The 24,758-nt window shown below is 45.3% G+C and carries 21 protein-coding genes; 13 read left to right on the top strand and 8 right to left on the bottom strand.

The annotated features are described in order from the left end of the window. The first annotated feature begins 77 nt into the window (after positions 1-77). The 5 genes from MSG36_RS16660 to tatC all read left to right on the top strand — a co-directional run bounded on the left by MSG36_RS16660 (position 78) and on the right by tatC (position 3,938). A complete protein-coding gene (locus MSG36_RS16660) occupies positions 78-683 on the top strand; it encodes an SCP2 domain-containing protein (protein WP_248368875.1) in 606 nt (201 codons plus the stop codon). Then, complete coding sequence (gene ubiB, locus MSG36_RS16655) at positions 680-2,314, top strand: ubiquinone biosynthesis regulatory protein kinase UbiB (RefSeq protein ID WP_017065813.1); 1,635 nt, start codon at positions 680-682, stop codon at positions 2,312-2,314. Before MSG36_RS16660 ends, ubiB begins: the two co-directional genes overlap by 4 nt. Before the next feature lie 54 nt (positions 2,315-2,368). Continuing rightward, on the top strand, positions 2,369-2,623 hold the full coding sequence (gene tatA / locus MSG36_RS16650) for a Sec-independent protein translocase subunit TatA (protein ID WP_017060154.1): 255 nt from the start codon (positions 2,369-2,371) through the stop codon (positions 2,621-2,623). 3 nt (positions 2,624-2,626) lie between these two features. Further along, a complete protein-coding gene (gene tatB / locus MSG36_RS16645) occupies positions 2,627-3,034 on the top strand; it encodes a Sec-independent protein translocase protein TatB (RefSeq protein WP_048612432.1) in 408 nt (135 codons plus the stop codon). 148 nt (positions 3,035-3,182) lie between these two features. After that, on the top strand, positions 3,183-3,938 hold the full coding sequence (tatC, locus tag MSG36_RS16640; RefSeq protein ID WP_017060156.1) for a twin-arginine translocase subunit TatC: 756 nt from the start codon (positions 3,183-3,185) through the stop codon (positions 3,936-3,938). A 288-nt stretch (positions 3,939-4,226) separates the two neighbouring features. On the opposite strand, the gene MSG36_RS16635 is transcribed toward tatC, so the two are convergent. After that, a complete protein-coding gene (locus MSG36_RS16635) occupies positions 4,227-4,988 on the bottom strand; it encodes a TatD family hydrolase (protein WP_060983246.1) in 762 nt (253 codons plus the stop codon). A 208-nt stretch (positions 4,989-5,196) separates the two neighbouring features. On the opposite strand from MSG36_RS16635, the gene hemB reads away from it, so the two are divergent. The 3 genes from hemB to polA all read left to right on the top strand — a co-directional run bounded on the left by hemB (position 5,197) and on the right by polA (position 10,229). After that, the gene (gene hemB / locus MSG36_RS16630; protein ID WP_017060158.1) at positions 5,197-6,240 is read left to right on the top strand and encodes a porphobilinogen synthase; all 1,044 of its coding nucleotides are present in this window, start codon (positions 5,197-5,199) and stop codon (positions 6,238-6,240) included. A 76-nt stretch (positions 6,241-6,316) separates the two neighbouring features. Beyond that, positions 6,317-6,751, top strand: a complete 435-nt coding sequence (locus MSG36_RS16625; RefSeq protein ID WP_048617757.1) for a GNAT family N-acetyltransferase — start codon at positions 6,317-6,319, stop codon at positions 6,749-6,751. Positions 6,752-7,430: 679 nt separating this feature from the next. Further along, entirely contained in the window at positions 7,431-10,229 is a 2,799-nt protein-coding gene (polA, locus tag MSG36_RS16620; RefSeq protein WP_248368860.1) for a DNA polymerase I, read from the top strand. Positions 10,230-10,736: 507 nt separating this feature from the next. Here the strand turns inward: polA and MSG36_RS16615 are convergent. Together MSG36_RS16615 and yihA are read right to left on the bottom strand one after the other, a co-directional pair. Beyond that, positions 10,737-11,336 (bottom strand): GTP-binding protein, encoded by a 600-nt coding sequence (locus MSG36_RS16615; protein ID WP_248368857.1) that lies wholly within the window; start codon positions 11,334-11,336, stop codon positions 10,737-10,739. Positions 11,337-11,553: 217 nt separating this feature from the next. Continuing rightward, positions 11,554-12,213, bottom strand: coding sequence for a ribosome biogenesis GTP-binding protein YihA/YsxC (gene yihA / locus MSG36_RS16610; RefSeq protein ID WP_017060162.1), 660 nt, complete (start codon positions 12,211-12,213; stop codon positions 11,554-11,556). Between the two features lie 148 nt (positions 12,214-12,361). Between yihA and MSG36_RS16605 the strand changes: the two genes are divergently transcribed. The 5 genes from MSG36_RS16605 (at position 12,362) to hemN (ending at position 16,902) form a co-directional block, all read left to right on the top strand. Continuing rightward, on the top strand, positions 12,362-12,979 hold the full coding sequence (locus MSG36_RS16605) for a c-type cytochrome (RefSeq protein WP_248368855.1): 618 nt from the start codon (positions 12,362-12,364) through the stop codon (positions 12,977-12,979). Positions 12,980-13,536: 557 nt separating this feature from the next. Next, positions 13,537-14,175, top strand: a complete 639-nt coding sequence (locus MSG36_RS16600; protein WP_019826511.1) for a class I SAM-dependent methyltransferase — start codon at positions 13,537-13,539, stop codon at positions 14,173-14,175. Further along, entirely contained in the window at positions 14,175-14,732 is a 558-nt protein-coding gene (gene yihI, locus MSG36_RS16595; RefSeq protein WP_017060163.1) for a Der GTPase-activating protein YihI, read from the top strand. The genes MSG36_RS16600 and yihI overlap by 1 nt, the downstream gene beginning before the upstream one ends. A gap of 6 nt (positions 14,733-14,738) precedes the next feature. Then, on the top strand, positions 14,739-15,227 hold the full coding sequence (locus MSG36_RS16590; protein ID WP_017060164.1) for a DUF2489 domain-containing protein: 489 nt from the start codon (positions 14,739-14,741) through the stop codon (positions 15,225-15,227). A 283-nt stretch (positions 15,228-15,510) separates the two neighbouring features. Further along, complete coding sequence (gene hemN / locus MSG36_RS16585) at positions 15,511-16,902, top strand: oxygen-independent coproporphyrinogen III oxidase (RefSeq protein ID WP_248368854.1); 1,392 nt, start codon at positions 15,511-15,513, stop codon at positions 16,900-16,902. A gap of 83 nt (positions 16,903-16,985) precedes the next feature. Here the strand turns inward: hemN and MSG36_RS16580 are convergent, their stop codons facing one another. The 5 genes from MSG36_RS16580 to glnA form a co-directional block, all read right to left on the bottom strand. Further along, entirely contained in the window at positions 16,986-19,568 is a 2,583-nt protein-coding gene (locus tag MSG36_RS16580; RefSeq protein WP_248368853.1) for a GGDEF and EAL domain-containing protein, read from the bottom strand. Positions 19,569-19,676: 108 nt separating this feature from the next. Beyond that, a complete protein-coding gene (glnG, locus tag MSG36_RS16575) occupies positions 19,677-21,080 on the bottom strand; it encodes a nitrogen regulation protein NR(I) (RefSeq protein ID WP_017059224.1) in 1,404 nt (467 codons plus the stop codon). Between the two features lie 121 nt (positions 21,081-21,201). After that, positions 21,202-22,278, bottom strand: coding sequence for a nitrogen regulation protein NR(II) (glnL, locus tag MSG36_RS16570; protein ID WP_019826501.1), 1,077 nt, complete (start codon positions 22,276-22,278; stop codon positions 21,202-21,204). Positions 22,279-22,446: 168 nt separating this feature from the next. Continuing rightward, a complete protein-coding gene (locus MSG36_RS16565; RefSeq protein WP_248368852.1) occupies positions 22,447-23,010 on the bottom strand; it encodes a DUF4124 domain-containing protein in 564 nt (187 codons plus the stop codon). A 226-nt stretch (positions 23,011-23,236) separates the two neighbouring features. Further along, positions 23,237-24,646 (bottom strand): glutamate--ammonia ligase, encoded by a 1,410-nt coding sequence (glnA, locus tag MSG36_RS16560; RefSeq protein WP_019826498.1) that lies wholly within the window; start codon positions 24,644-24,646, stop codon positions 23,237-23,239. Between the last annotated feature and the right edge of the window lie 112 nt (positions 24,647-24,758).

The raw sequence follows: 24,758 nt of genomic DNA, 5'->3' as shown, positions 1-24,758 counted from the left end.
TAGGGCGTGCTAAACAATAAGAATAAAGACAGAACGGATAGGTTAAGGCTTATCCGTTTTCAAAGGTAAGGACAGTCATGCCATTTGATCCATTGGTAACCGCGGTTATTGAAACCTCTTTAAATACTTTCGTGAACGATGATCCAGCCTTGGTTCGTCGTTTGTCTCGTTTAAAGGGGCAGATCATTCAAGTTAATTTGAAAGAGTTGAATAAAACACTCACTTTCGTTTTCAGCCAACAAATTGATGTGTTGTCTGAATATGAAGGGCAGCCTGATTGCTACCTATCTTTGAATTTATCGGTGTTACCTGAACTGCGTGAGCAATCGAACATCACCAAGTTGATCAAGCAAGATAAGCTGATCTTAGAGGGTGACATTCAACTGGCTCAGAAATTTGCTCAGCTGATGACAGACTGCAAGCCTGATTTGGAAGAGTGGTTATCGCGCGTAACGGGCGATGTGGTTGCGCATACCTTGGTCCAAGGCGTTAAAAACGTCGGTGGCTTTGTAGCAAAACAGGCGACTAAGCATCAAAACCATGTAGCTCAAGTTCTGACTGAAGAGTGGAAGATCGCACCCGCACCGTTAGAAGTCGCGCACTTTTGCGACCAAGTTGATGACGTAAAAAGCTCTGCTGCTCGTCTTGAAGCTAAGTTGAACGCTCTGTTGGAGAAAGTATGACCCCAGCAGAACTGAAACGTCTTTATCATATTATCAAGGTACAGTTGGAATACGGCCTTGATGAGTTGATGCCGGAACACCAACTGACTAAAGCCCCTTTGTTGGCGCGAAAGTCACTGTTTTGGCTCAAGAACAAGCATCAAGATAAAGAGTTGGGTCATCGCTTGCGCCTTGCGCTGCAAGAACTTGGCCCAGTGTGGATCAAGTTTGGACAGATGATGTCGACACGTCGTGATCTGTTCCCTCCTCATATCGCCGATCAGTTGGCGTTGTTGCAAGACCAAGTTGCGCCGTTTGATGGACAACTGGCTAAGCAAGATATGGAAAAGGCGCTCGGTGGCAGTTTAGACAACTGGTTTACCGACTTTGATATCGAGCCGCTGGCTTCTGCTTCTATTGCTCAGGTGCATACCGCAAAGCTTAAAGAGAGCGGTCGCGAGATTGTTCTGAAGGTAATTCGACCTGATATTCGCCCGGTGATTGATGCAGATCTAAAACTGATGCACCGAATGGCGCGTATAGTCGCTAAGTCGCTTCCTGAAGCACGTCGTTTGAAACCGGTTGAAGTGGTTCACGAGTACGAGAAAACGTTACTTGATGAACTCGACCTGCGCCGCGAGGCAGCCAATGCCATTCAACTGCGACGTAATTTTGAAGGCAGTGAAGAGCTGTATGTTCCAGAGGTTATCCCTGATCTAAGCAGCGAAACCCTGATGGTGTCAGAGCGTATCTACGGTATTCAAGTCTCCGATATTGAGACGCTAGAAGCCAACGGCACCAACATGAAATTGCTCGCGGAACGCGGTGTGACGGTATTCTTCACCCAAGTATTCCGAGACAGCTTTTTCCATGCAGACATGCACCCGGGCAACGTATTCGTTAACCCAGAGAATCCAGATAACCCTCAGTGGATTGGTTTGGATTGCGGCATTGTCGGCACGCTCAACAGCGAAGATAAGCGCTATTTAGCCGAGAACTTGTTGGCTTTCTTCAATCGAGATTACCGTAAAGTTGCCGAGCTGCATGTTGATTCGGGGTGGGTGCCACACGACACCAACGTCAATGATTTTGAGTTCGCGATTCGTATGGTATGTGAGCCAATTTTTGCAAAACCACTTGGCGAGATCTCATTTGGTCATGTGTTGCTAAACTTATTTAATACAGCAAGACGTTTCAACATGGAGGTTCAGCCTCAGTTGGTACTTCTACAGAAGACCTTGTTGTATGTGGAAGGCCTAGGTCGTCAGTTGTATCCGCAACTTGATTTGTGGGCAACCGCCAAGCCTTTCCTTGAAACCTGGATGATGAATCAGGTGGGGCCGCAAGCTGTGATCAACGCAGTAAAAGAGCGCGCGCCATTCTGGGCAGAAAAACTGCCAGAGCTGCCAGAGCTACTTTATGACAGCTTGCGCCAAGGTAAAGCGATGAACCACAGAATGGATCAGCTTTATCAAGGCTACCGAGATAGTAAGCGTCAGCAAGCAACTGGAAAGTTTTTGTTTGGCGTTGGAGCCACTTTAGTCGTATGCTCCGCAATATTAGTTTCAAGCCCTTATGAGCAGCTATCTATGGGCTGTGGCATCGCAGGTGTCACATTTTGGTTGCTTAGTTGGCGAGCTTACCGTCGTTAGACAGTAGACTCTCTTAATATTTTTTATGTGTAGACAGACCCGAGGACAATGACAATGGGTGGTATCAGTATTTGGCAGCTTCTAATCATTGCTGTAATTGTAATTTTGCTATTCGGAACAAAGAAACTGCGCGGTATGGGTGGTGACTTAGGTTCAGCGGTTAAAGGCTTCAAAAAAGCGATGAGCGATGAAGACAAGCCTGCAGATAAGAAAGATGCAGACTTCGAACCAAAGAATATTGAACAGCAGAAGACAGAAGCTCACGCTGAAACAACTGCTGAAACAAAGAAAGACAAAGAGCAGGCGTAAATCGTGTTTGATATCGGTTTTTGGGAACTGGTATTAATATCTGTCGTTGGGTTAGTGGTTTTAGGGCCTGAGCGTTTGCCCGTGGCGATTCGCAGTATTTCCAAGTTTGTTGGACAAGCGAAAAGCATGGCAAATAGTGTGAAAGATGAACTTTCTCATGAGCTTAAGGTGCAAGAGCTGCAAGAAAACCTACGCAAGGCGGAAAAAATGGGTATGGAAGATTTATCTCCAGACCTTAAAGCGTCAGTCGATGAACTTAAGCAGGCCGCTGCTGAGGTTCAACGTCCGTATGCTAAGCCTGAGTCTGATAAGCCAAGTGAGACTAAACCTAGTGTCACGGAAACTGTGGAATCTGAAACCATTCAGGTCAACAGCGAAGCTTCAGCACCGTCAGATAAGAAAGCCGAATAGTCTCGCAAGGAGGAGTCGCCGGATGCTTGAGTCGCTAGATGTTTAAATAGATAGCTATTCAAGTAAACAACTATTCAAGTGGATACCAATTCAACTGGATAGATACACGCGCGGCTCCTTTTCGATCTTCCTGTTTAAGAGGTTTGACATGTCTTCGACTGAGCAGACACAGCCTTTAATTAGCCACCTTCTAGAACTACGTAATCGCCTTCTACGTGCGATTGTCGCGGTGCTAGTGATATTTGTCGGGCTAATTTATTTTGCTAATGATATTTATGAATTCGTATCAGCACCTTTGGTAGATCGTCTACCGGAAGGGGCGACGATGATCGCAACCGATGTTGCATCGCCATTTTTCACACCGCTGAAATTAACCTTGATCGCGTCTATATTCCTCGCGGTTCCGTTTATTTTGTATCAGGTGTGGGCTTTTGTTGCTCCGGGCTTATACAAGCATGAAAAACGCTTGATCATGCCGCTATTGGCTTCAAGTTCATTGCTGTTTTACTGTGGTGTGGCGTTCGCTTACTTTATTGTATTCCCGTTGGTATTTGGCTTTTTTACGGCCATATCATTAGGGGGAGTAGAGTTCGCAACCGACATCTCAAGCTATCTTGATTTTGTACTCGCGCTGTTCTTTGCTTTTGGTATTGCCTTTGAAGTGCCTGTTGCGATTATCTTGTTGTGTTGGACGGGTGCAACAACGCCTCAATCTCTGTCTGAAAAGCGTCCTTACATTGTTGTGGGTGCTTTCATCATCGGTATGATGCTGACACCACCTGATATGATCTCGCAAACACTGTTGGCGATTCCAATGTGTATTCTGTTTGAGATTGGTCTGTTCTTCGCACGTTTTTATACGCGTAAGCCAGATGCGGATGAAGAGGAAGAAGCTGAATCTTGATTCGGAATGCTTCAGTAAAAATCACATAATAAAAAAGCGGCCTAGGGCCGCTTTTTTATTATGTCTGTTTATCGAATCTTTAACTGATAGCCACAGTTCTGACATATATAGAGCTCTTTGATGCCCAAAATTTTATGCCATAGGGTTCGATGTTGACGTTGTAAGTGTTGTGAATGGTCACACATAATCAACTACCTCCATATGCAGGTGGTTGATACTATACATGTCACTTAGCTTTCTCAAATAAATTCAGGGAAAATCCGTAATAATTACTTATTAATAGATTTATCATAAATTAAACAATGCCTTAGCATTTGTGGTGGTTATGTTTTCGACTTCTTCAAGGGGAATTCCGCGTAATTCGGCGATGCGTTTTGCTACTAATTCTGTGTAGGCTGGTTCATTGCGTTTACCGCGATTCGGTGTTGGTGCTAAATATGGGCAATCTGTCTCTAGGATGACGTAATCCATATCGAGATGTGGGATCACCTTGTCCATCCCTGAATTCTTAAAGGTCGAAACGCCGCCTAAACCTAAATGAAAGCCTAGCTCGTTGATCGCTTGAGCTTCCTCTAAGCTGCTACCAAAGCAGTGAAATACCCCGCGTAAGCTGCCATCTTGTTCTTTACGAAGTAGGGCAAGTGTCTCTTCAATGGAATCACGAGTGTGGATCACCACGGGTAGATCAAGCTCTTTTGCCCACTGTAGTTGAGTCACAAACGCCATCTCTTGTTCAGCCTTGAAGGTTTTATCCCAGTACAAGTCGATACCAATCTCACCCACGGCGATAAAGTCATGCTTATCAAACCAAGCTCGAATGGTTTTGAGGGTTTGCTCGATATTCGCATCCACATAACAAGGGTGTAAGCCCATCATTGAACGGCACACATCAGGAAACTGAGCTTCCGTCGCTAACATTGGCTCGATAGATTCTAAATCGATGTTCGGCAATAGAATGGTATCAATCCCTTGAGCCAGTGCGCGCTGCACGACTTGTTCGCGGTCTTCATCGAATTCACTAGCGTAAATATGAGCATGGGTGTCGATCATTGTTTTGTCCTGAAAGCGGTCTTTACTGAGTTGTCATGAGTATACGGCAGTGTGAGGAGAAGGTCATTTTTTGCCATTTATCCCTATTTTTGAGTGGGTTTCATATTTTACTGCTAGCGTCCTGAGCCATCAGTGATATGCTTTTGCCTGTATTTAGCACTTTTCATATCTAAGTATTTCGGTGCTTAGACTAGGCAAGGAGAATCTAGTGTCTGTTTCAATTCAAGGTCAATTCCCAGGTCGCCGTATGCGCCGTATGCGTAAGCACGACTTTAGCCGTCGCCTAATGGCAGAAAATCAATTGTCTGTGGATGATCTAATCTACCCAATGTTTATCCTGATGGGTAAAGACCGCCGCGAGCCTGTCGAGTCAATGCCAGGTGTTGAACGCTTGTCTATCGACTATATGCTCGAGGAAGCAGATTACCTGTCAAAACTGGGTGTCCCTGCGATTGCTCTATTCCCAGTCGTGAACCAAGATGCTAAAAGTTTATGCGCAGCTGAAGCTCATAACTCAGAAGGTTTGGTGCAGCGCGCTGTACGTTTATTAAAAGAGCATGTGCCAAACATTGGCGTTATTACTGACGTAGCACTAGACCCGTTCACCACTCACGGCCAAGACGGCATCATCGATGAAGATGGTTACGTGATGAATGACGAGACGACTGAAGTCTTGATCAAGCAAGCATTATCACACGCTGAAGCAGGTGCTGACGTGGTTGCACCGTCAGATATGATGGATGGTCGCATTGGTAAGATCCGTGAAGCGTTAGAAGAAGCGGGCCATATTCATACTCAGATTATGGCGTACTCTGCGAAATACGCATCGTGCTACTACGGTCCATTCCGCGACGCAGTCGGCAGTGCTTCGAACCTGAAAGGTGGTAACAAGAAGAACTACCAAATGGATCCTGCGAACAGTGATGAAGCGATTCACGAAGTTGCGATGGATCTTAATGAAGGTGCCGACATGGTGATGGTTAAGCCTGGCATGCCTTACCTAGATATCGTGCGCCGTGTGAAGCATGAACTTCAAGCGCCGACATTTGCCTACCAAGTGTCTGGTGAGTATGCGATGCACAAAGCAGCGATTCAAAACGGTTGGCTGAAAGAGCGTGAAACCGTCATGGAATCACTGCTGTGCTTTAAGCGCGCTGGTGCTGATGGCATTCTTACTTACTTCGCTAAAGATGTGGCTGAGTGGCTTGCAGAAGACAATGCACAAGCCGCAGAGCACTTAAAAGAAAAGTAATCGTGTAGGGTTCACTTAAGTGATCAGTAAAGGGTTGGCCATTGTGCCAGCCCTTTCGTTTATAAGGATGAATAAGATGTCAGTTGTTGTACGTGAAGGTTCGTTAGAAGAAGTGGTGTCTGTGGTCGAGCAGATCTCTGAGTTCGCTAAAAAAGAGAGCGTCGCTTCTCTTTCAGAGCGGCTGGCAGGAAAAAAGAACCTTATTTTAGTGGCTGAAGAAGCTGACGTGCTGCTCGGTTTTAAGATCGGCTATGAATTGGATCAAGATACTTTTTACAGCTGGTTTGGTGGCGTGTCACCGCTCGCGAGGAACAAAGGCGTTGCACAGGCGCAATTAGACGCTCAGGAACAGTGGGCGAAAGAGCAGGGCTACAGACAGTTAAAGGTTAAGTCTCGTAACCAGTTCCCTGCAATGTTGCGCCTGTTATTGAGAAACGGTTACCTAATCGAAAAATTTGAAGAAAAAGAAGACATTAATGACCACAGAATCCATTTTTTGAAGCAAATTTAAGCACTTCTGTTAACGGTTTATAAATTAAATGAGATTTATTATCATTTAAGTGTTGACTATTAAATGAGAATCATTATTATTAACTTCGTCTTAGGGAATGAGGAAATGTTCACAAGGATGTTAAGTACTCAAGTATCTACTTGGCTACCCAACAGAATTCTCGCGAACTTGTACTAAGTTCTTTTTGACACGACATTGCTCACATTGCTTCCAGTGTAATTTATAGCTTTTAGGTAAAGCTGTGGTATTCAATTTGAATGGCTTTACCGGTTTTTGCTAGGCGACATCTTCGGGTGTCGCTTTTTTTATACCTACCATTTCAACAAGATGCATATTTAGTGGCACGTATTTTTATGAATAAAACGCCATCAGCATTCTTTTCCACAACGCAAGATCGAGAAAAGATCGTTGATCATCTGTTCGATCTGTAAAATTATTCTTTATTTTCAGTTGTTTACTGGTGTTTTTTGAGTTATTCACCGTAGTTCTCAACAGGGTGGATAAATAATATAAACAGAGTTATCCACAGAACGCTTGCGTCTAAGAACAAAAAATAACAACAAATCGATTATAACGAACACAACCGAGTGAACGGATACAGATCGACAACGTGGAATCCAACCAACAGACGTGGCATTCTTAACAGATAATTTCTGTACTTACTGGATACACAAACATTATGGCTCGTATTCCTGATAATCCATTGATTCTGATCGATGGCTCTTCTTACCTATATCGCGCGTTCCATGCTTACCCTGGCACAATGAGCAATGGGGATATCCCAACTAACGCTGTTTACGGTGTAGTTAACATGCTGCGCAGCATGATGCGTCAATTTGCTTCTGATCGTATTGCGGTAATTTTTGATGCGAAAGGAAAGACGTTCCGTGATGACATGTACCCAGAGTACAAGGCAAATCGTCCACCTATGCCTGATGATCTTCGTTGCCAGATTGAGCCTTTGCACAATGTGATTCGTGCAATGGGTTTGCCACTTATCTCTATTCCCGGCGTTGAAGCGGATGACGTGATCGGTACGCTTGCTTCTCAAGCTTCTGCTATGGGTATGCCTGTGCTTATTAGTACTGGCGATAAAGATATGGCGCAGCTTGTCGATGACAACGTTACTCTGATCAATACCATGACCAACGTGGTAATGGATCGTGAAGGCGTGATTGAGAAATTTGGCATTCCGCCAGAGCTTATTATCGACTACCTTGCGCTGATGGGCGATAAAGTCGATAACATCCCAGGTGTTCCGGGTGTCGGTGACAAGACAGCGACTGCTCTGCTGCAAGGCATTGGTAGCATCGAAAAGCTGTATCAAAACCTGGATGATATTGCCGCTCTTGGCTTCCGTGGTTCAAAAACCATGGCTAAGAAGCTGATTGATAATAAAGACAACGCTGAGATGTCTTACGAGCTTGCAACGATCAAACTGGACGTCGAGTTAGAAGAGACACCTGAGTCGCTTGTAAAAGCACAACCAAACACGGACGAGCTGATTAAGCTATACGGTCAACTGGTCTTCAAGTCTTGGTTGAACGAGCTACTTGAAGGTGGCAGTGGTGTGGTTGAGGCGGATGAAAAGTCGGGCGCAGTGCGTAGCAATACGGCATCAACCACTTCTACCGTAGAAATGAACACTTCAGCAGTGACGATTGATCGTAGCAAGTACGAAACTATTCTTGATGAAGAGAGTTTCAACGCTTGGCTAGAGAAATTGAAAGCGGCTGAAGTGTTTGCTTTCGATACCGAGACAGACAGCCTAGATTACATGGTGGCGAACCTCGTTGGCCTGTCATTCGCGACTGAAGAAGGCGTTGCCGCTTACGTACCGGTTGCCCATGATTACCTAGATGCACCTCAGCAGCTGGATCGTGATTGGGTACTTGAACAGCTTAAGCCGATTCTTGAAGATGATGCACAAGCGAAAGTAGGTCAGAATCTGAAGTACGATATGAGTGTGCTAGCGCGCTACGGTATCGAGATGAAAGGCATCAAACACGACACCATGTTGGCGTCTTACGTTTTCAATAGCGTAGGTGGCAAGCATGATATGGACAGCCTAGCGCTGCGTTTCCTTCAGCACAGCTGCATCTCATTTGAGCAAATCGCAGGTAAAGGTAAGAAACAGCTTACTTTCAACCAGATTGAGCTGGGTGAAGCGTCTCCATACGCAGCAGAAGATGCTGACGTGACACTACGTCTTCATAACCGTTTGATGGAAAACATTGAACAAGATGAAAAGCTAAAAGCCATCTATGAAGAAATCGAAGTACCACTGATCCCTGTAATGTCTCGCATTGAACGTACCGGCGTATTCATCGATGACATGCTGCTGGGCGCTCAATCGCAAGAGATTGCGGTTCGTCTGGATGAGCTAGAACAGAAAGCCTACGAGATTGCAGAGCAAGAGTTCAACATGAACTCGCCAAAACAGCTGCAAGCGATCCTGTTTGAGAAAATGGGTCTGCCTGTTATCAAGAAAACGCCATCAGGTGCACCTTCAACCAACGAAGAAGTGCTGCAAGAGTTGGCTCTTGATTACCCGCTACCTAAGCTGATCATTGAGTATCGTGGCCTTGCGAAACTAAAGTCGACCTACACAGATAAACTACCGAAGATGATCAACGCTGAAACGGGTCGTGTTCATACGTCTTATCACCAAGCGGTGACAGCAACGGGTCGTTTGTCTTCAACAGATCCAAACCTACAGAACATCCCAATTCGTAATGAAGAAGGCCGTCGTATCCGCCAAGCATTTGTTGCACAACATGGCTGGAAGATTCTAGCGGTCGATTACTCTCAAATTGAATTGCGTATCATGGCGCACCTTTCGGGTGATAAAGCGCTTCTGGAAGCATTCCAACAAGGCAAAGATATCCACGCGGCAACGGCGGCTGAGATCATTGGTGTTGATATTGAGAGTGTGACCACTGAACAACGTCGTCGTGCTAAAGCCGTTAACTTCGGTCTTATCTACGGTATGAGTGCCTTTGGCTTGGCTAAGCAACTGGGTATTCCTCGTGGTGAAGCACAACACTACATGGATACTTACTTCGAGCGTTACCCTGGCGTAATGCAGTATATGGAAGACACGCGCAGTGCAGCTTCAGAGCAAGGCTTCGTTGAAACCATTTACGGTCGTCGTCTGCACCTTCCTGAGATTCAATCTCGTAATGGCATGCGTCGTAAGGCTGCTGAACGCGCGGCGATCAACGCGCCAATGCAAGGCACAGCGGCTGACATCATTAAGAAAGCGATGTTGTTGGTGGATGAGTGGATTCAAGCGGAAGGCGATGGTCGTGTGAAACTGCTTATGCAGGTACACGATGAATTGGTGTTTGAAGTGGAAGAGTCATCTTTAGCCGAAATTGAAAGTAAAGTACAAGAATTGATGGAATCCGCTGCAGAACTAGAAGTGCCGCTTGTCGCGGAAGCTGGCCACGGTGACAACTGGGATCAAGCCCACTAATCAGTTTTTGACCTTAATAAGCAAATTAGTATGAGCCAGTGCACAAACACTGGCTTTTTTTTGTCTCAAATAAAGTTAAGTCGCAATAAGAATTTAGGTGTTTTAATAAAACATTCATGAAAAAAAACTACAAAAGTTGTTTTCATTTCTGAGCAATTGTTGTACATTAAATCTCGTAGGGTACAGAGGTAAGATGTTCTATCTTTCAGACCTTTTGTTTCACGTTATTGGATTAGGCTGATTCAGCCGCCCCAGTCAGTATTTGACTGGGGCGTTTTTTCTTGTGCGAAAGAAAAATATTTCCAACCTACCATTCCCCCGTAAAACCTCTCATTTTTAGCGCCTTTTATTACACTTTCTCAAGCACAGTGATAAACCCCTGATTTGCCTTAGATCTGGAATTCGATCAGCGTTTGGTAATTTAAATCCGTCTCCAAGTCGATTGTTTTATCACTTGAAATAACTTTTATTTTACAAGTTATCGATAAAGGATTGATGGCTCACGCCTTATTTATCAGTGTATTGAGTCGGTGAATGCTCAATGTAATCCATGATTTTCTGTTGTTTCTCGGTGCTGTATTTCAGTGCTTCGGCGGTGATCTGGATGGATTGCGCCATCGAAGAGATATTGTTGGTCGCTTTTACCAAGGTTTGCTGCATGGGTTTCAGGATAAGCAGATAGATAGCGGTCAAAGCGATAATAATCACACCGATAACGGCTGCCAGCGCAATGATGATCTTGGTCTGAATGTCATCCAACAGCACTTGGCTGGTTTGTTTAAAGGCGAGTCGAGATTGGTCTAAGGCTTGTGGCAGTTGATTGAGGGATGTCTTGGTGGAGCTCGCAAGCTTATTGATGCTTTCAACGGTTTGATTGAGGGCTTGTTGCTGGTCGTCGCTTAGATTGGGGTTGTTGACTATCGCCTGCAAAGATTGCGATATCACCTCAAGAGACTCACTCGCATCTTGGGCGTACTTTTCCATGCCATCTAGGTCTAAGGTCATATCGACATTGATCAGTGGGGCTTGTTCTTGTTCTGCTTCAGAGGCAAACCCTGTCAGTGAGACCAACATAAGTGCAATGATGGCCAATGGTGTTTTCCACATGAGTATTCCTTCTCATTGTTCTGATTATTTAGATGTGTCTTTTAGTATGGTTCACTTCTATTGGTTCTAGTGGGTAAATCCGATCTTTAACACTAAAAACTTAGGCTTAACTCACTCATTTTTGGGCAAAAAAATACCCCACCTATATAAGGAGGGGCATTGATAAGGCAAAATCACGTGTTGTCAGTGCTCTAACCTATAGCGATAAGTAGAGGAATTACTCTGAGTCGTTGTGCTCTTCGTCCGCTAACTCATCAATGATTTGATCAGCAAGCGCTGGAGCAAACCACTCATCCATCTTGGCACGCAGTTGGTCAACGCCGATGCCCTTCATTGAAGAGAAGACATCAACCGCAACATCACCACCGAAAGATTTTGCATCGTTACGGATTTTCAGTAGCTGTGCTTTACGCGCACCACTTTTCAGTTTGTCTGCTTTTGTTAACAAAACCTGTACTGGGATGCGGCTATCGATAGCCCAGTAGATCATTTGTTGGTCAAGGTCTTTCATTGGGTGACGGATATCCATCAATACCACTAAACCTTTCAGGCTTTCACGTCGTTGTAGGTATTCACCTAGCGACTTCTGCCATTTTTTCTTCATCTCAAGCGGTACTTGAGCAAAGCCATATCCAGGTAAATCGACGATATGACAACCGTCCGTTACCTTAAATAGGTTAATTAGCTGAGTTCGACCGGGTGTTTTACTGGTTTTCGCCAAGCTTTTTTGGTTAGTAACGCGATTTAACGCGCTAGATTTACCAGCATTGGAGCGTCCTGCAAACGCAATTTCGATCCCTTCGTCTTCTGGTAAATGACGAATATCAGGTGCACTGGTAATGAAATGCGTGTTTTGATAATGAATTTTTACGCTCACTGTTAACTCCATCTCGACTTTGTGTAGTCGATTGATTACTTTTTTGTGAATTTGTGTAAAATAACCGTGCTCGGCATAAGGTCGCCTATTGTACCATGAGTGGCAACATAGAGTGGTACTGGAAGCTTGATAATTATAATGGAATGTCATGAAGAAATTAGCGCTAATTTTGAGTCTTTTAGCCAGCTGCTCAGTATGGGCTCAAGGTAGTATTGAAGCTGGTAAAGCCAAATCACAAACATGTGTTGCCTGCCACGGTGCTGACGGCAACAGTCTGATCACTCAGTACCCTAAGCTGGCCGGTCAACATGAGAAGTATCTAGAGAAGCAGTTAAAAGAGCTTAAGCTAGGTATGACAAGTGGTGGTAAGCAAGGTCGTTACGAACCTGTAATGGGTGCAATGGCGATGCCTTTATCTGAAGAAGATATGGCTGACCTAGCGGCATACTACGCCTCTCTACCTATCTCTAGTAACTCTACTCCTGAAAATGTAGTAGATGAAGGTAAGGTTCTTTACACAGCGGGTAACGCAGAACGCGGCGTAACGGCGTGTGTTGCTTGTCACGGCCCTCGTGGTAATGGTACCGAACTTTCTGGTTTCCCTAAGATTTCAGGTCAGCACGCAGATTACATCAAGGCTCAACTTGAAAAATTCCGCGATGGTGACCGTAATAACGACATGAATGCGATGATGCGTGATGTAGCTAAAAAGTTAACAGACGCTGATATTGATACCTTATCGAAGTACGTTGGTGGTTTACACTAATTTGTCGGTTTCTTGCTCTTAGCCAGAGCAAAGGAATGTACGTTCGAGCGAGATTGAAGAGACGCCCCGATCAGTAATGGTCGGGGCGTTTTCTTTTGTATTGGTTTTATTAATGCTTTTTGTGTTTATGTCTGATTTATCTATGTGTGATCGATTTGTGTACAAAAGTGTGAAGTCGCACTCTTGTAGTCTTTTTGTAACACGGTAAAGTAACCGCCATCAGCTAGGAGCTGACTTAGATATGGATGATCATCTAGTCTAACGGTATAGACAGAAACGGATCAGGCTAGGACAGCCCAGCAACAAGGTGTTAGAAAAGGATAGCCAAAACTCATCAGGACGATGAACAACAAACAAATTTGGCATGGAAAGCACCAATAACAAATGGAGATTTGTGTACCAAGTTGAGTATGCAAATTTTGGCCGATATAGGCAGATTTAGAGAGCGATAGGTTTTCCTATCGCTTTTTTTATTGATTTGATGAAAAAACACCCAATACCTCTCCACTATAAACTCAGTTTCTGGTATGTTTCGCATCCCTGTTTAAGGATGTGCTATGTATACTTGTCCCTTATGCCATCACCAAGGCGTGAATCACTATTTTGAAGACAAACGCAGAGCCTATCTGCAATGTCAGCAATGTGAACTGGTATTTGTTAAACCTGAACAAAGGTTAGAAGCAAAAGAAGAAAAAGCACACTATGATCTCCATGAGAATGATCCTAGTGATGCAGGCTATCGCCGCTTTTTATCTCGCATCGCGGATCCACTAACAGACAAAATTTCATCTAACTCACAAGGGTTGGATTTTGGTTGTGGCCCAGGCCCTACGCTATCTATTATGTTAGAAGAAGCCGGACACACCATGGAGTTGTACGATATCTATTACCACCCAGAACCCTCTGTGTTGGAAAAAACGTATGACTTTATGACTGCCACGGAGGTGATAGAGCATCTTTATCACCCAGACAAAGTGTGGCAGCAATGGTTGAATTTAGTTAAACCCAAGGGCTGGATTGGTCTTATGACTAAACTAGTAATAGACGTAGACGCGTTTGCTGGTTGGCACTACAAGAATGACCCGACACATGTCGTCTTCTTTAGTCGTCAAACATTCCAGTTTTTGGCAGAGCGGGATAAGCTCGAACTAGAATTTTTTGGAAATGATGTAATTTTACTGAGGAAAGTGCAGTAATGGGTCGTAGTAAGAAATCAAGAAAACCGGGAGCACTTGGCGCTCCGGAGCCTATGGTTACTCGTAACCGTAGTGAATCTGATGTTGAAGGTCGTGAGCGTAAGCGTGTTAAAAAGCGTAAAGGCCTTAAGTCTGGCAGCCGTCACTCAGATGGTAGCGAAGCAAAACAGCGTAAAGCTGCACAAGCTCGCGACCCTCGTTTAGGCAGCAAGAAAAAAATCCCGCTGATCGTTGAACCAGCGAAGAAGCCGACTAAACAAGAGCGCAAGCTATCTAACGAACAAGAGTTAGAGATGCTTGAGAATGATGCTCAACTGAACACACTGCTAGATCGTATCGAAAATGGTGAAAACCTAGGTGCTGGTCTACAGAAGTTTGTTGATGAGAAACTTGATCGTATCGAACACCTAATGGGCCGCTTAGGTCTACTAGAGCCAGAAGACGATGAAGAAGAGATCTTCGAAGAAGCACCGGTTGCCTCTAAGAAGAAGGCGAGCTCTGACGAAGACTTGCTATCTCAATTCGAAGATTTCGATTTAGACAGCTTTAAAGGTTAATAGCCAATGAACGTAACCTTATTAGCAATTGCTGGTGGAATTATCATTCTCGGCTTGGGCTCTTACGCAGGTTACCTTCTACTTCAAGTGAAGAAGCAGACGGAGTTGCAAAAGCAGCATCAAGCACTAGCCATTGAAAAACGTAACGCGACGATTTACGAAAACGTAAATACTTTGTGCTTAGCGGGCATTCAAGGGCAATGTGACTTACCTGAGATCAGTATCCGAGTGTGTATCATTATGGATAATGTTCAGGGTGATGAGCGTGTCGATTTTGATTCTGAGTATCCTGCTCTTTCTGAGCTGTACCATATCGTAAAAGATATGGCTCGCGGAGAGGCAAGACAGGAACTGACGAAGAAAGAACGCATGCAGCAGAATCTCACGCGCCATAAGGCAGAGACTCGCTTGAATGATGCGGTCATTGAAGATCTGAAAAGGTTGCAAGAGAAGGTTAAACCTCTCAACAACCAAATCAACATTCAGATGATCTAGTCGCTAAGACTTTTAAAATAGAGGCTTGTTTAATACAGGGTGTTATTGAGACACCTTATCTTTATAGATAGTGTTAAATGAGCCTTCTTACCTTTTGCGTCTCGTTAATCCCGACGCTTTGTTAGTGATCAAGCTAGCAGTTCTGAGTTTTTGTCTAAAAAATTGATTTTGTCTTGGAACGACCTTACAGGTCGTGTGGCAAAATAACCCGTCTATATTTTAATGTATGTAAAATGATTTGAGAGACCTTAGGTTCTCGCGGATCTAAATTGGAAATACCGCTATGTCGAGCAAGCCAGTAACAACGAATCAGCAAATCGTTTGGGATCAAGAGATCTTAAACAAGTACAACTATTCGGGACCTCGTTACACCTCATACCCAACTGCGTTGGAGTTTCATGAAGCGTTTACCGTCGCTGATTACGACATGGCGTGTACTCAATATCCTGAGCGTCCACTCTCTCTTTACGTGCATATCCCGTTCTGCCACAAGCTTTGTTACTACTGTGGTTGTAATAAAGTCATTACTCGTCACTCGCATAAAGCGGATGAGTATCTTGATGTGATTGAACATGAAATCCGCCAACGCGCCTCTCTATTGAATGGCCGTGAAGTGACGCAATTGCACTTCGGTGGTGGTACGCCAACGTTCTTGACCAAGACACAAATCACTCGCTTGATGATGATTCTGCGTGATGAGTTTAACTTCACCGCTGACGCTGAAATCAGTATCGAAGTCGACCCGCGTGAGATTGAGCTAGACGTACTTGACCACCTGCGTAACGAAGGCTTCAACCGCCTGAGTATTGGTGTTCAAGACTTCAATAAAGAAGTACAGAAGCTGGTTAACCGTGAGCAAGATGAAGAGTTCATCATTGCGATGGTTCAGCGTGCGAAAGAGCTAGGCTTCCGTTCAACCAACCTTGATTTGATCTACGGCCTACCAAAGCAGACTCAAGCTTTGTTCGCTGAAACATTGAAGCAAGTGCTAGAGATGAAACCAGGTCGTTTATCGGTATTTAACTACGCACACATGCCTCAGCTGTTTGCTGCGCAGCGTAAGATTAAAGACGAAGACCTACCTGAAGCGAAAGAGAAAATGGCTATCTTGCAAGATACCATCGAGACGCTAACGGGGGCGGGTTACCAGTTCATCGGTATGGACCACTTTGCTCTCCCTGAAGACGAGCTAGCAGTAGCACAACGTGAAGGTATTCTGCATCGTAACTTCCAAGGCTACACCACCCAAGGTGAAGCGGACCTAATTGGTTTCGGTGTTTCTGCTATCTCTATGGTTGGTGACGCTTACGCACAAAACCAGAAAGAGCTGAAGAAGTACTACGCTCAGGTGAATGACCTGCGCCATGCACTTTGGAAAGGCGTGGCACTAGACAGTGACGACCTTCTACGTCGTGAAGTGATCAAGCAGCTTATCTGTAACTTTAAGCTTGATAAAACGATGATCGTATCTGAGTTCTCGGTTAACTTTAATCGCTACTTCAAAGAAGATTTAGAGCTTCTACAAACCTTCATCAACGATGATTTGGTTGAAGTCGATGATAAAGAAATCCGTGTTACTCTGCGTGGCCGCTTGCTGATCCGTAACATCTGTATGTGTTTTGATAAATACTTACGTGCAAAGGCTCGCCAGCAGCAATTCTCTCGCGTTATCTAATCGCTCGATAGAGAACAGAACAATAAAAAATGCCAGCATCATGCTGGCATTTTTGTATCTGACTCATTCGATTTCTGCCTGATTTAGGTGAGGCTCTCTTTGGTATTTTGCTTGACCTTGGCACTTTGATTAGTGTTACTGAGGTCGGTAGGCCATTGGTCAAACGGAACTGGGCGACTGTATAAGAAGCCTTGAGCAAGCGGGCACTGCAGCTGCTTGAGAAGTTCAGCCTGTTGCTGTGTTTCAACGCCCTCTGCCACCAAGCTTACTTTGAAGCCCTTAGTGATGTTAACGATGGCCGCGACGATGGAGCTATCTAGGTTCTCTTTATCAAGTTTGCTGACAAAGCTGCGGTCGATCTTAAGGCAGTCGAATGGCAGTTTGTGTAAGTAAGCCAATGACGAATAGCCGGTACCAAAGTCATCAATCGCAATTGATATCCCTAGTGCTTTTAGAGTCAGCATGTTATCGATGATGGTCGGGTCGTTGTCGACGATGCGTGATTCGGTGATCTCTAGTGTCAGGTTGCTTGCTGGCAGATTTGTGTCTCGCAACGTGCCTTTTACTTGTTCCACAAAGTCACTTTCGCTTAGCTGAACGACCGACAGGTTGACGTGAATAGAGAAGTCTTTGCTCCATTTTCCTGACTCAATCGCGATGGCTGTATCTCGACAGGACTTATGCAGAATTTGTTTTCCGATATCGTAAATGAGCCCGCTCTCTTCCGCGAGAGGAATGAACTCGAGTGGCGAGATCATTCCTTCATCGGTTATCCAGCGAGCTAAAGCTTCTGCTCCTATGGTCGAGCCAGATTCCAGATCAATAATAGGCTGGTAAAACGGTTCGAACTGCTGAAGCTCAATCGCTCGATTCATCCGCGCTAGCATCTTGGTTCGATGTCTTGATGCTTTGCCCATTTCAGGGCTATAAATACTGACACTGGTTTTGTCTTGTTTCGCATTGCTCAATGCAATGCTGCTGCTGCGTAGCAGGAGTGTAATGTCGTGAAGATTCGAGACATTCACTATCCCCATCGATACCTTAATCACCACGCTTTCCGATTCCATTGAAAATGGGGAAGCGAAGGTTTGAAGTAAGCGGTTAGTCAGCAGCTGAACATCATCGCTTTGCGTTACGTTTGGCGCGTAGATGGCAAACTCATCACCACCAGTGCGAGCCAATAGGTATTCGGATGGCAGTGTGCCTCTTAAACGAGCGGCCGCAATGATAAGTAGCTGGTCGCCATTGTAATGACCTAGGCTGTCATTGATGTCTCGGAAGCGATCAATACCAATCAAATACAGTGTGCCTTTTTCGTTGTCGGGGTGTTTCTTGGCAGCGCCAATAAAGCCTTCACGGCTGTATAGCTTGGTTAATGAGTCATAGGTAAGTTGAGACTGTAATGCATGAAACGAAGCCTTTAAGTTGTTGGTCATTTCATTGAATGACTCGACCAACATGCTGGTTTCATATATATGCCCTGTTTTTGGCATGCTCGCGTCCCAATCGCCCTTAGCAAGGCGCTTTGCCGCATCCGCTGTCGAGGTGATGGGTTGGGTTGCGCGATTAAAGGCAATTAATCCTGCAATGACCCCAATGCAGCTCAGTGCTAGCCCAAGCAACCAACTGTTTCTTTGATTTTCTGGTAATTCACCGAGCAGATTGCTTTCAGGAATCGACACTCCAATAAACCACGTGAGGCCGTGTTCATCTTCGTAAGGGGTGATTTGGTTGAAGTAGCGTTCGTTGTCTAGGCTAAAGCTAAAGCGCTGCTCGCCCAAATTCTCGATTAGGTGGAATTGCTCTACGTAGCTAGCACTCTCACGTATGACTGGGTTAGCACTCTCTGTTGCCAGTTTGCGTTGCCCTTTGTTGGTTTGTCCTGTGCCCCATGAAACGACACTGCCTCCGCCTGAGTGCGCGACCAAGCGTTGCTGCTTATCGATGATGTAAACAGAGGCATCCGTTCTATCTTTGAGCTTTCTGAGAAACGCATTGAAGGTATTGATTTTGATGTCGCTGACGACGACGGCTTTGAATTCATTATCATCATAGATAGGCGCTAGAGCAGATAAGGTGATTTCTTGACGTTCGTCAGCATTGGCATAAATTGGTGACCATAACGGTTTTTTCTGTGTCGCAATGGGTGTGTACCAAGGACGGATTCTAGGATCGTAACCTGAAATCACCGATCGAATGTCTTCACTAATCTTGCTGCCACGGTAAATGACCAGCTGATCATTGGTGCGTTCGTCTTGCACCATCAAGGTGTAGCCTTTGTTGGCTTCTTTGCGGAAACCGACGTAGTTACCATCTTCAGAACCAAAGCCGATCGCATCGAGTTGAGGCACAGCTGTGTAATGGTCTGAAAACGTATAAAAAATATAGTCTTGGACCTTACTAAGATTGCCTGCTTGATAAAGATGGTGGTAGCCGATGTTATGGCTGAGCGAGAGGTTGGCGTGAAATGGCTTTTCTAAAAAATTAGACAGGCTTTGATGAACATTGTCAGTCAGTGATGTCAGCTGGCGTGCACTAACATCACCCACCATCTCTTTGTAGCTTAGCTTTTGAGTGAAAACCATTACACCCATAGTGAACAGAAAAATCATCACGAATGGCAGAACCACTGCGGTTCTCAAAGTAATTTGTGTTTTCAAAGACATCTTTAGCTACAACTTTGGTGAATAGTGTACTGTAATTGTACCGACACTATTCAAACCAAGCGACCCTTTTTTGGTTAAAAAGTAGCTGCATCGAGAATTATATAAGGTCTAGTACAGTTCTTTGAGTTTACGAGTTAGGGTGTTTCTTCCCCATCCCAAAACCTTAGCTGCATCCTGTTTATGACCATTAGTATGGTGGAGTGCAGCCTCTAGCAGTATACGTTCAAACTCTGGCAGAGCATAAGTTAGCAGCTCTTTTTCTCCTGAATCAAGCGCACACTTTGCCCAATTAGCGAGCAGCTGTTGCCAGTTATCTCCAGTTCCTGAGGTGGTCACCACTTTTTCTTCTAGCAGCTCTGGTGGCAGGTCTGAAGGAAGAATTTCGCTGCCGCTCGCCATCACGGTGAGCCAACGACAAATGTTCTCCAGCTGACGCACGTTACCCGGCCAATTGAGCTGGTTGAGCTTCAAAATGGTCTCAGGGTGCAGTGTCTTCACTTCAACACCGAGCTCTTCGGCGGCGGATGCTAGGAAGTGATGAGTCAGCTTTTCAATGTCTTGTTTACGTTCACGAAGTGCCGGGATATGGATTCGGATAACGTTGAGTCGGTGGAAAAGGTCTTCACGGAAGTCGCCTTCATGTACCAAGCGCTCAAGATCTTGGTGGGTTGCAGCAACGATACGAACGTCAACCTTAACCGCAGAGTGCCCACCCACACGATAAAATTGGCCATCAGAAAGTACACGTAGTAAGCGAGTCTGAATATCGAGTGGCATGTCGCCGATTTCATCAAGAAACAGGGTGCCACCGTTGGCTTGTTCAAAGCGTCCTTGGCGAACGCTGTTAGCACCGGTAAAGGCACCTTTTTCGTGGCCAAACAGTTCAGACTCGATCAGATCTTTGGGGATTGCTGCCATGTTCAAGGCAATGAAGGGCTTCTTAGCTCTTGGGCTGTGACGATGCAGAGCGTGAGCGACCAATTCTTTACCAGTACCAGATTCACCATTAATAAGAACCGAAATGGATGAACGAGATAAACGGCCAATCGCTCGGAAAACTTCCTGCATTGCCGGTGCTTCACCGATGATTTCTGGTGCATTGGTGTCTTCGGCTACTTCGCTGGCTTGTTCTCGCTTTTGCTCTTGGCTGTGTGCGATGGCTCGCTCTACTAGAGTCAGTGTCTCATCAATATCAAACGGCTTAGGCAGATACTCAAAAGCCCCTTTTTGATAAGCATTCACCGCCGCATCAAGGTCTGAGTGCGCGGTCATAATGATCACGGGCAGGTCGGGAGAGCGCTGGTGAACTTGGTGTAACAGCTCAATCCCATCAATGCCGGGCATGCGAATATCAGACACCAAAACGTCTGGCGTTTCTCGTTCAAGCGCAAGTAACACGCTCTCAGCATCAGCAAATGTTTCGCACTTTATATCCGCAGATGAAAGTGTTTTCTCTACTACCCAGCGGATAGAGCTGTCGTCATCGACGACCCAAACGTATCCCTTACTCATAATTCAATTCCTTTGCAGCCAAATCTATTGTGATAATCATTGTTGTTTTTATGATGTCTTAATCTTTGTGTTACCGAGTTAAGCCTTTCATCTCGCTGTCCAATAGTGAGGTTCTTGTGACCTAAATCGGTAGATAAATCGTGAATGTGGTGTTGCCCGGCCAGCTTTCAACATCAATTTTCCCATTGTGTTGATCGATCAGGTTTTGAGAAATCGATAGCCCCAGCCCTGTTCCACCTTCTCGTCCGCTGACCATTGGGTAAAACAAGGTGTCTTTTAAATCATCGGGGATGCCCGGACCGTTATCGCTAATCTCAATACGAGCCGCGAGTTTGTGTCGCTGCCCGTGAATATTTGCTTGATGCACCGTTCTGGTGCGAATGGTGATTTTTCCAGAATCCTGAGTCTTTAGAATCTGCGCTGCGTTGCTCACGATATTGAGCATCGCTTGTTCAACCTGTGCCGAATCCATCAAGATGTCCGGCAGGCTAGGGTCGTAATCCCTTTCGATGGCGAGCGTTGAGCCCGATTCAAGTTCTACGAGCTGCCTGACTTTCTCAAGTATCTGGTGAAGGTTCTCTTCTGATTTAGTCCCCGGCTTCTGTGGGCCAAGCAGACGGTCGACTAATGCTCTTAAGCGGTCGGCTTGCTCAATAATGATCTGTGTATATTCATTAAGAGACTGATCAGGAAGCATTTTCCCAAGTAACTGCGCCGCACCTCTTAAGCCACCTAGTGGATTTTTGATCTCATGTGCTAACCCGCGTACCAACAGCTTAGCCGCTTGTTGTTGTGCATGTTGGTTGAGCTCTTGGCTAAGGCGTCTTTGCTGGTCTATCTTGCGCATCTCAACCAATAACAGCGTCTCTCGCTGCCAAGATATTGGGCTAACCGTGACTTCAAGCATCAGTGGGCGGTTATCAACAACGAAGGTAACGTCACTGTCGGTAATGCTCTGGCCACTTTGTAGCGGTTGGGTCAGAAGCGCCAAATCAAGTGAAGCGTGTTGGATAAGTTGGCTCAGTGGATGATCAACAATGCGTCGCGCGCTTTGTGAAAAGAGTTGTTCAGCCGCCGGATTGGCGTATCGCACATAGAGTTGCTCATCGAGCATCAATGTCGAAGTCACCATATTGTCGAGAATGGCGCTGGAAAGATGATGTGTATCTATGCTGTCGCTTTTGGCTGATCGATTCACTATTTCGTCCTTGAACTGGTGTTTTTCTCACTGCACCAAATTGGTGCGTAGCTAAGTTCAAGTATGGCGCATATCAACCAGAAGCTAAAGATAATTCATTAGAGTCGCTGAAAGCTGCTTCGATTAGGTGAAAAGTAGAGGTTATTTGGCCTCTTTTAACACATTGGCCTACTTGAGCGTCGCTCGATGTAAATACACGGTGACTGGACTAGTAGATGCAATAAGCTTGCCGCTTCTATGTGCTTGAATTGCAATGGTGTGAGTACCTCGATCGATACCTTTTAATTCCCAAATAGGTTGGGTCTGTGGGGCGCCATATCGACGGCCATCGAGTATCAATTGTAATTGCTCCCCGATACCAAGTTTTCGGTTGAGTTCTATCTGAATCGGGATTAAGCCGCGGTTGTTGCGAATGGTTTGATCATGAACTGGAGTCAGCATGGTGAGGGCTAATTGAGTGGGAACCTCGCGCTCTGTGGTTTCGGTTTCTGCCTGGGTTTTAGTTGGCGTTTTAGTTGTAGAGGAAGTAGCGGCGTCAACCGGAGTCGAGGCCTCAAATTTAGGGGCGGGTGCTGAAGCTTGCACATCTGGCAGGCGAAGAGCCTCGGCATCTTGAGCATTAGGGTTATCACTAAAGTGGAGCACGCCATCTTCATCTACCCAGGTATACACCGTTTGAGCAGAGCACGAGAGCGTGACTGTTAACCCGATCAGGAACAGTATGTTTTTCATATCTTTAGCCTCTTTTCACCGCTAGGTGATTTCACGTTTGGCGTTGGTTTTGTTATTGGTTTTTTTGAATTTAGCGCGACAGCCTCTGAGGGCTTTTGTCTAAGGTATGGTACGAGGAAGCAGGGGGAGGGAGAATATAAAAAAGGCCCGCCTGCGAGGCGAGCCTAATATTTAGTCAGCGATTCTTACAAGGTTGCAGTAAGAAATAGCTTATCTCTACAGGAGATTAAACTGAGTAGTACAGTTCAAACTCAAGTGGGTGTGTAGCCATGTTCACGCGTTGTACGTCGTCAGATTTCAGAGTGATGTAAGAATCGATGAAATCGTCAGAGAATACGCCGCCAGCTGTTAGGAACTCACGGTCTTCGCTAAGCGCTGCTAGAGCTTCTTGTAGAGATTCTGCAACTGTTGGGATTTCAGCTGCTTCTTCTGCAGGAAGGTCGTATAGATCTTTATCCATAGCTTCGCCTGGGTGAATCTTGTTCTTGATGCCGTCAAGGCCAGCCATAAGCATTGCTGAGTAGCATAGGTATGGGTTAGCTGCTGGGTCACCAAAACGTAGCTCGATACGACGTGCTTTAGGGCTTGGTACTACTGGGATACGGATAGAAGCAGAACGGTTACGTGCTGAGTAAGCAAGCATTACAGGTGCTTCGAAACCAGGTACAAGACGCTTGTACGAGTTAGTTGATGGGTTAGCAAACGCGTTGATTGCACGAGCGTGCTTGATTACACCACCGATGTAGTAAAGAGCCATTTCAGATAGGCCGCCGTACTTATCACCAGCAAACAGGTTAACGCCGTCTTTTGCTAGAGATTGGTGAACGTGCATACCAGAACCGTTATCACCAACTAGTGGCTTAGGCATGAATGTCGCTGTTTTACCAAATGCGTGAGCAACGTTGTGTACAACGTACTTGTAGATTTGAGTTTCATCAGCTTTCGCTGTTAGCGTGTTGAAGCGAGTTGCGATTTCGTTTTGACCCGCAGTTGCTACTTCGTGGTGGTGAGCTTCAACAACTAGGCCCATCTCTTCCATTACTAGACACATTGCTGAACGGATGTCTTGAGATGAATCTACTGGAGCTACTGGGAAGTAACCGCCTTTAACGCCAGGACGGTGACCTTTGTTACCGCCTTCGATGTCAGAACCTGTGTTCCAAGCTGCTTCTACGTCATCGATCTTGAAGAAAGAACCAGACATGTCGTTTGAGAACTTAACGTCATCAAATAGGAAGAATTCTGGCTCTGGACCAACTAGAACTGTGTCTGCGATACCTGTAGAACGTAGGTACTCTTCAGAACGTTTAGCGATAGAGCGTGGGTCACGGTCGTAGCCTTGCATTGTTGCAGGCTCAAGGATGTCACAACGGATATTTAGCGTTGCGTCTTCTGTGAATGGGTCCAGTACAGCAGATGCTGCGTCTGGCATCATTACCATGTCAGATTCGTTAATGCCTTTCCAACCAGCTACTGAAGAGCCGTCAAACATTTTGCCTTCTTCGAAGAAGTCTGCATCAACTTGGTGAGAAGGAATAGAGATATGCTGCTCTTTACCTTTTGTATCAGTAAAACGTAAGTCGATAAATTTAACTTCGTTCTCTTGGATCAGGGATAGTACATTTTCTACTGACATCTTGGATAACCTCCAGTGTTATTAATTCGGTATTAGCTCGATTCGGTTGAAACTAGCATTGATTAATGTCTATAAGTGCATTAATCGATGCTGATTTATCCATTGCCAAAAA

The sequence above is a fragment of the Vibrio sp. 1CM8B genome, assembly GCF_023161685.1.
Taxonomy (GTDB): domain Bacteria; phylum Pseudomonadota; class Gammaproteobacteria; order Enterobacterales; family Vibrionaceae; genus Vibrio; species Vibrio coralliirubri.
Note: the sequence above shows the minus strand (reverse complement) of the source record. Positions and strands in the feature narration are given on the sequence as shown.

Excerpts from the sequence above, each read along its gene's own strand:
- MSG36_RS16580 (WP_248368853.1), bottom strand. The coding sequence starts at position 19,568 with ATGTCTTTGAAAACACAAATTACTTTGAGAACCGCAGTGGTTCTGCCA.
- yihI (WP_017060163.1), top strand. The coding sequence starts at position 14,175 with ATGGGTCGTAGTAAGAAATCAAGAAAACCGGGAGCACTTGGCGCTCCG.
- MSG36_RS16565 (WP_248368852.1), bottom strand. The coding sequence starts at position 23,010 with ATGAAAAACATACTGTTCCTGATCGGGTTAACAGTCACGCTCTCGTGC.
- MSG36_RS16615 (WP_248368857.1), bottom strand. The coding sequence starts at position 11,336 with ATGTGGAAAACACCATTGGCCATCATTGCACTTATGTTGGTCTCACTG.
- MSG36_RS16625 (WP_048617757.1), top strand. The coding sequence starts at position 6,317 with ATGTCAGTTGTTGTACGTGAAGGTTCGTTAGAAGAAGTGGTGTCTGTG.
- tatC (WP_017060156.1), top strand. The coding sequence starts at position 3,183 with ATGTCTTCGACTGAGCAGACACAGCCTTTAATTAGCCACCTTCTAGAA.
- MSG36_RS16660 (WP_248368875.1), top strand. The coding sequence starts at position 78 with ATGCCATTTGATCCATTGGTAACCGCGGTTATTGAAACCTCTTTAAAT.
- MSG36_RS16590 (WP_017060164.1), top strand. The coding sequence starts at position 14,739 with ATGAACGTAACCTTATTAGCAATTGCTGGTGGAATTATCATTCTCGGC.
- hemN (WP_248368854.1), top strand. The coding sequence starts at position 15,511 with ATGTCGAGCAAGCCAGTAACAACGAATCAGCAAATCGTTTGGGATCAA.
- tatA (WP_017060154.1), top strand. The coding sequence starts at position 2,369 with ATGGGTGGTATCAGTATTTGGCAGCTTCTAATCATTGCTGTAATTGTA.
- MSG36_RS16605 (WP_248368855.1), top strand. The coding sequence starts at position 12,362 with ATGAAGAAATTAGCGCTAATTTTGAGTCTTTTAGCCAGCTGCTCAGTA.
- polA (WP_248368860.1), top strand. The coding sequence starts at position 7,431 with ATGGCTCGTATTCCTGATAATCCATTGATTCTGATCGATGGCTCTTCT.
- glnG (WP_017059224.1), bottom strand. The coding sequence starts at position 21,080 with ATGAGTAAGGGATACGTTTGGGTCGTCGATGACGACAGCTCTATCCGC.
- MSG36_RS16600 (WP_019826511.1), top strand. The coding sequence starts at position 13,537 with ATGTATACTTGTCCCTTATGCCATCACCAAGGCGTGAATCACTATTTT.
- MSG36_RS16635 (WP_060983246.1), bottom strand. The coding sequence starts at position 4,988 with ATGATCGACACCCATGCTCATATTTACGCTAGTGAATTCGATGAAGAC.
- ubiB (WP_017065813.1), top strand. The coding sequence starts at position 680 with ATGACCCCAGCAGAACTGAAACGTCTTTATCATATTATCAAGGTACAG.
- glnA (WP_019826498.1), bottom strand. The coding sequence starts at position 24,646 with ATGTCAGTAGAAAATGTACTATCCCTGATCCAAGAGAACGAAGTTAAA.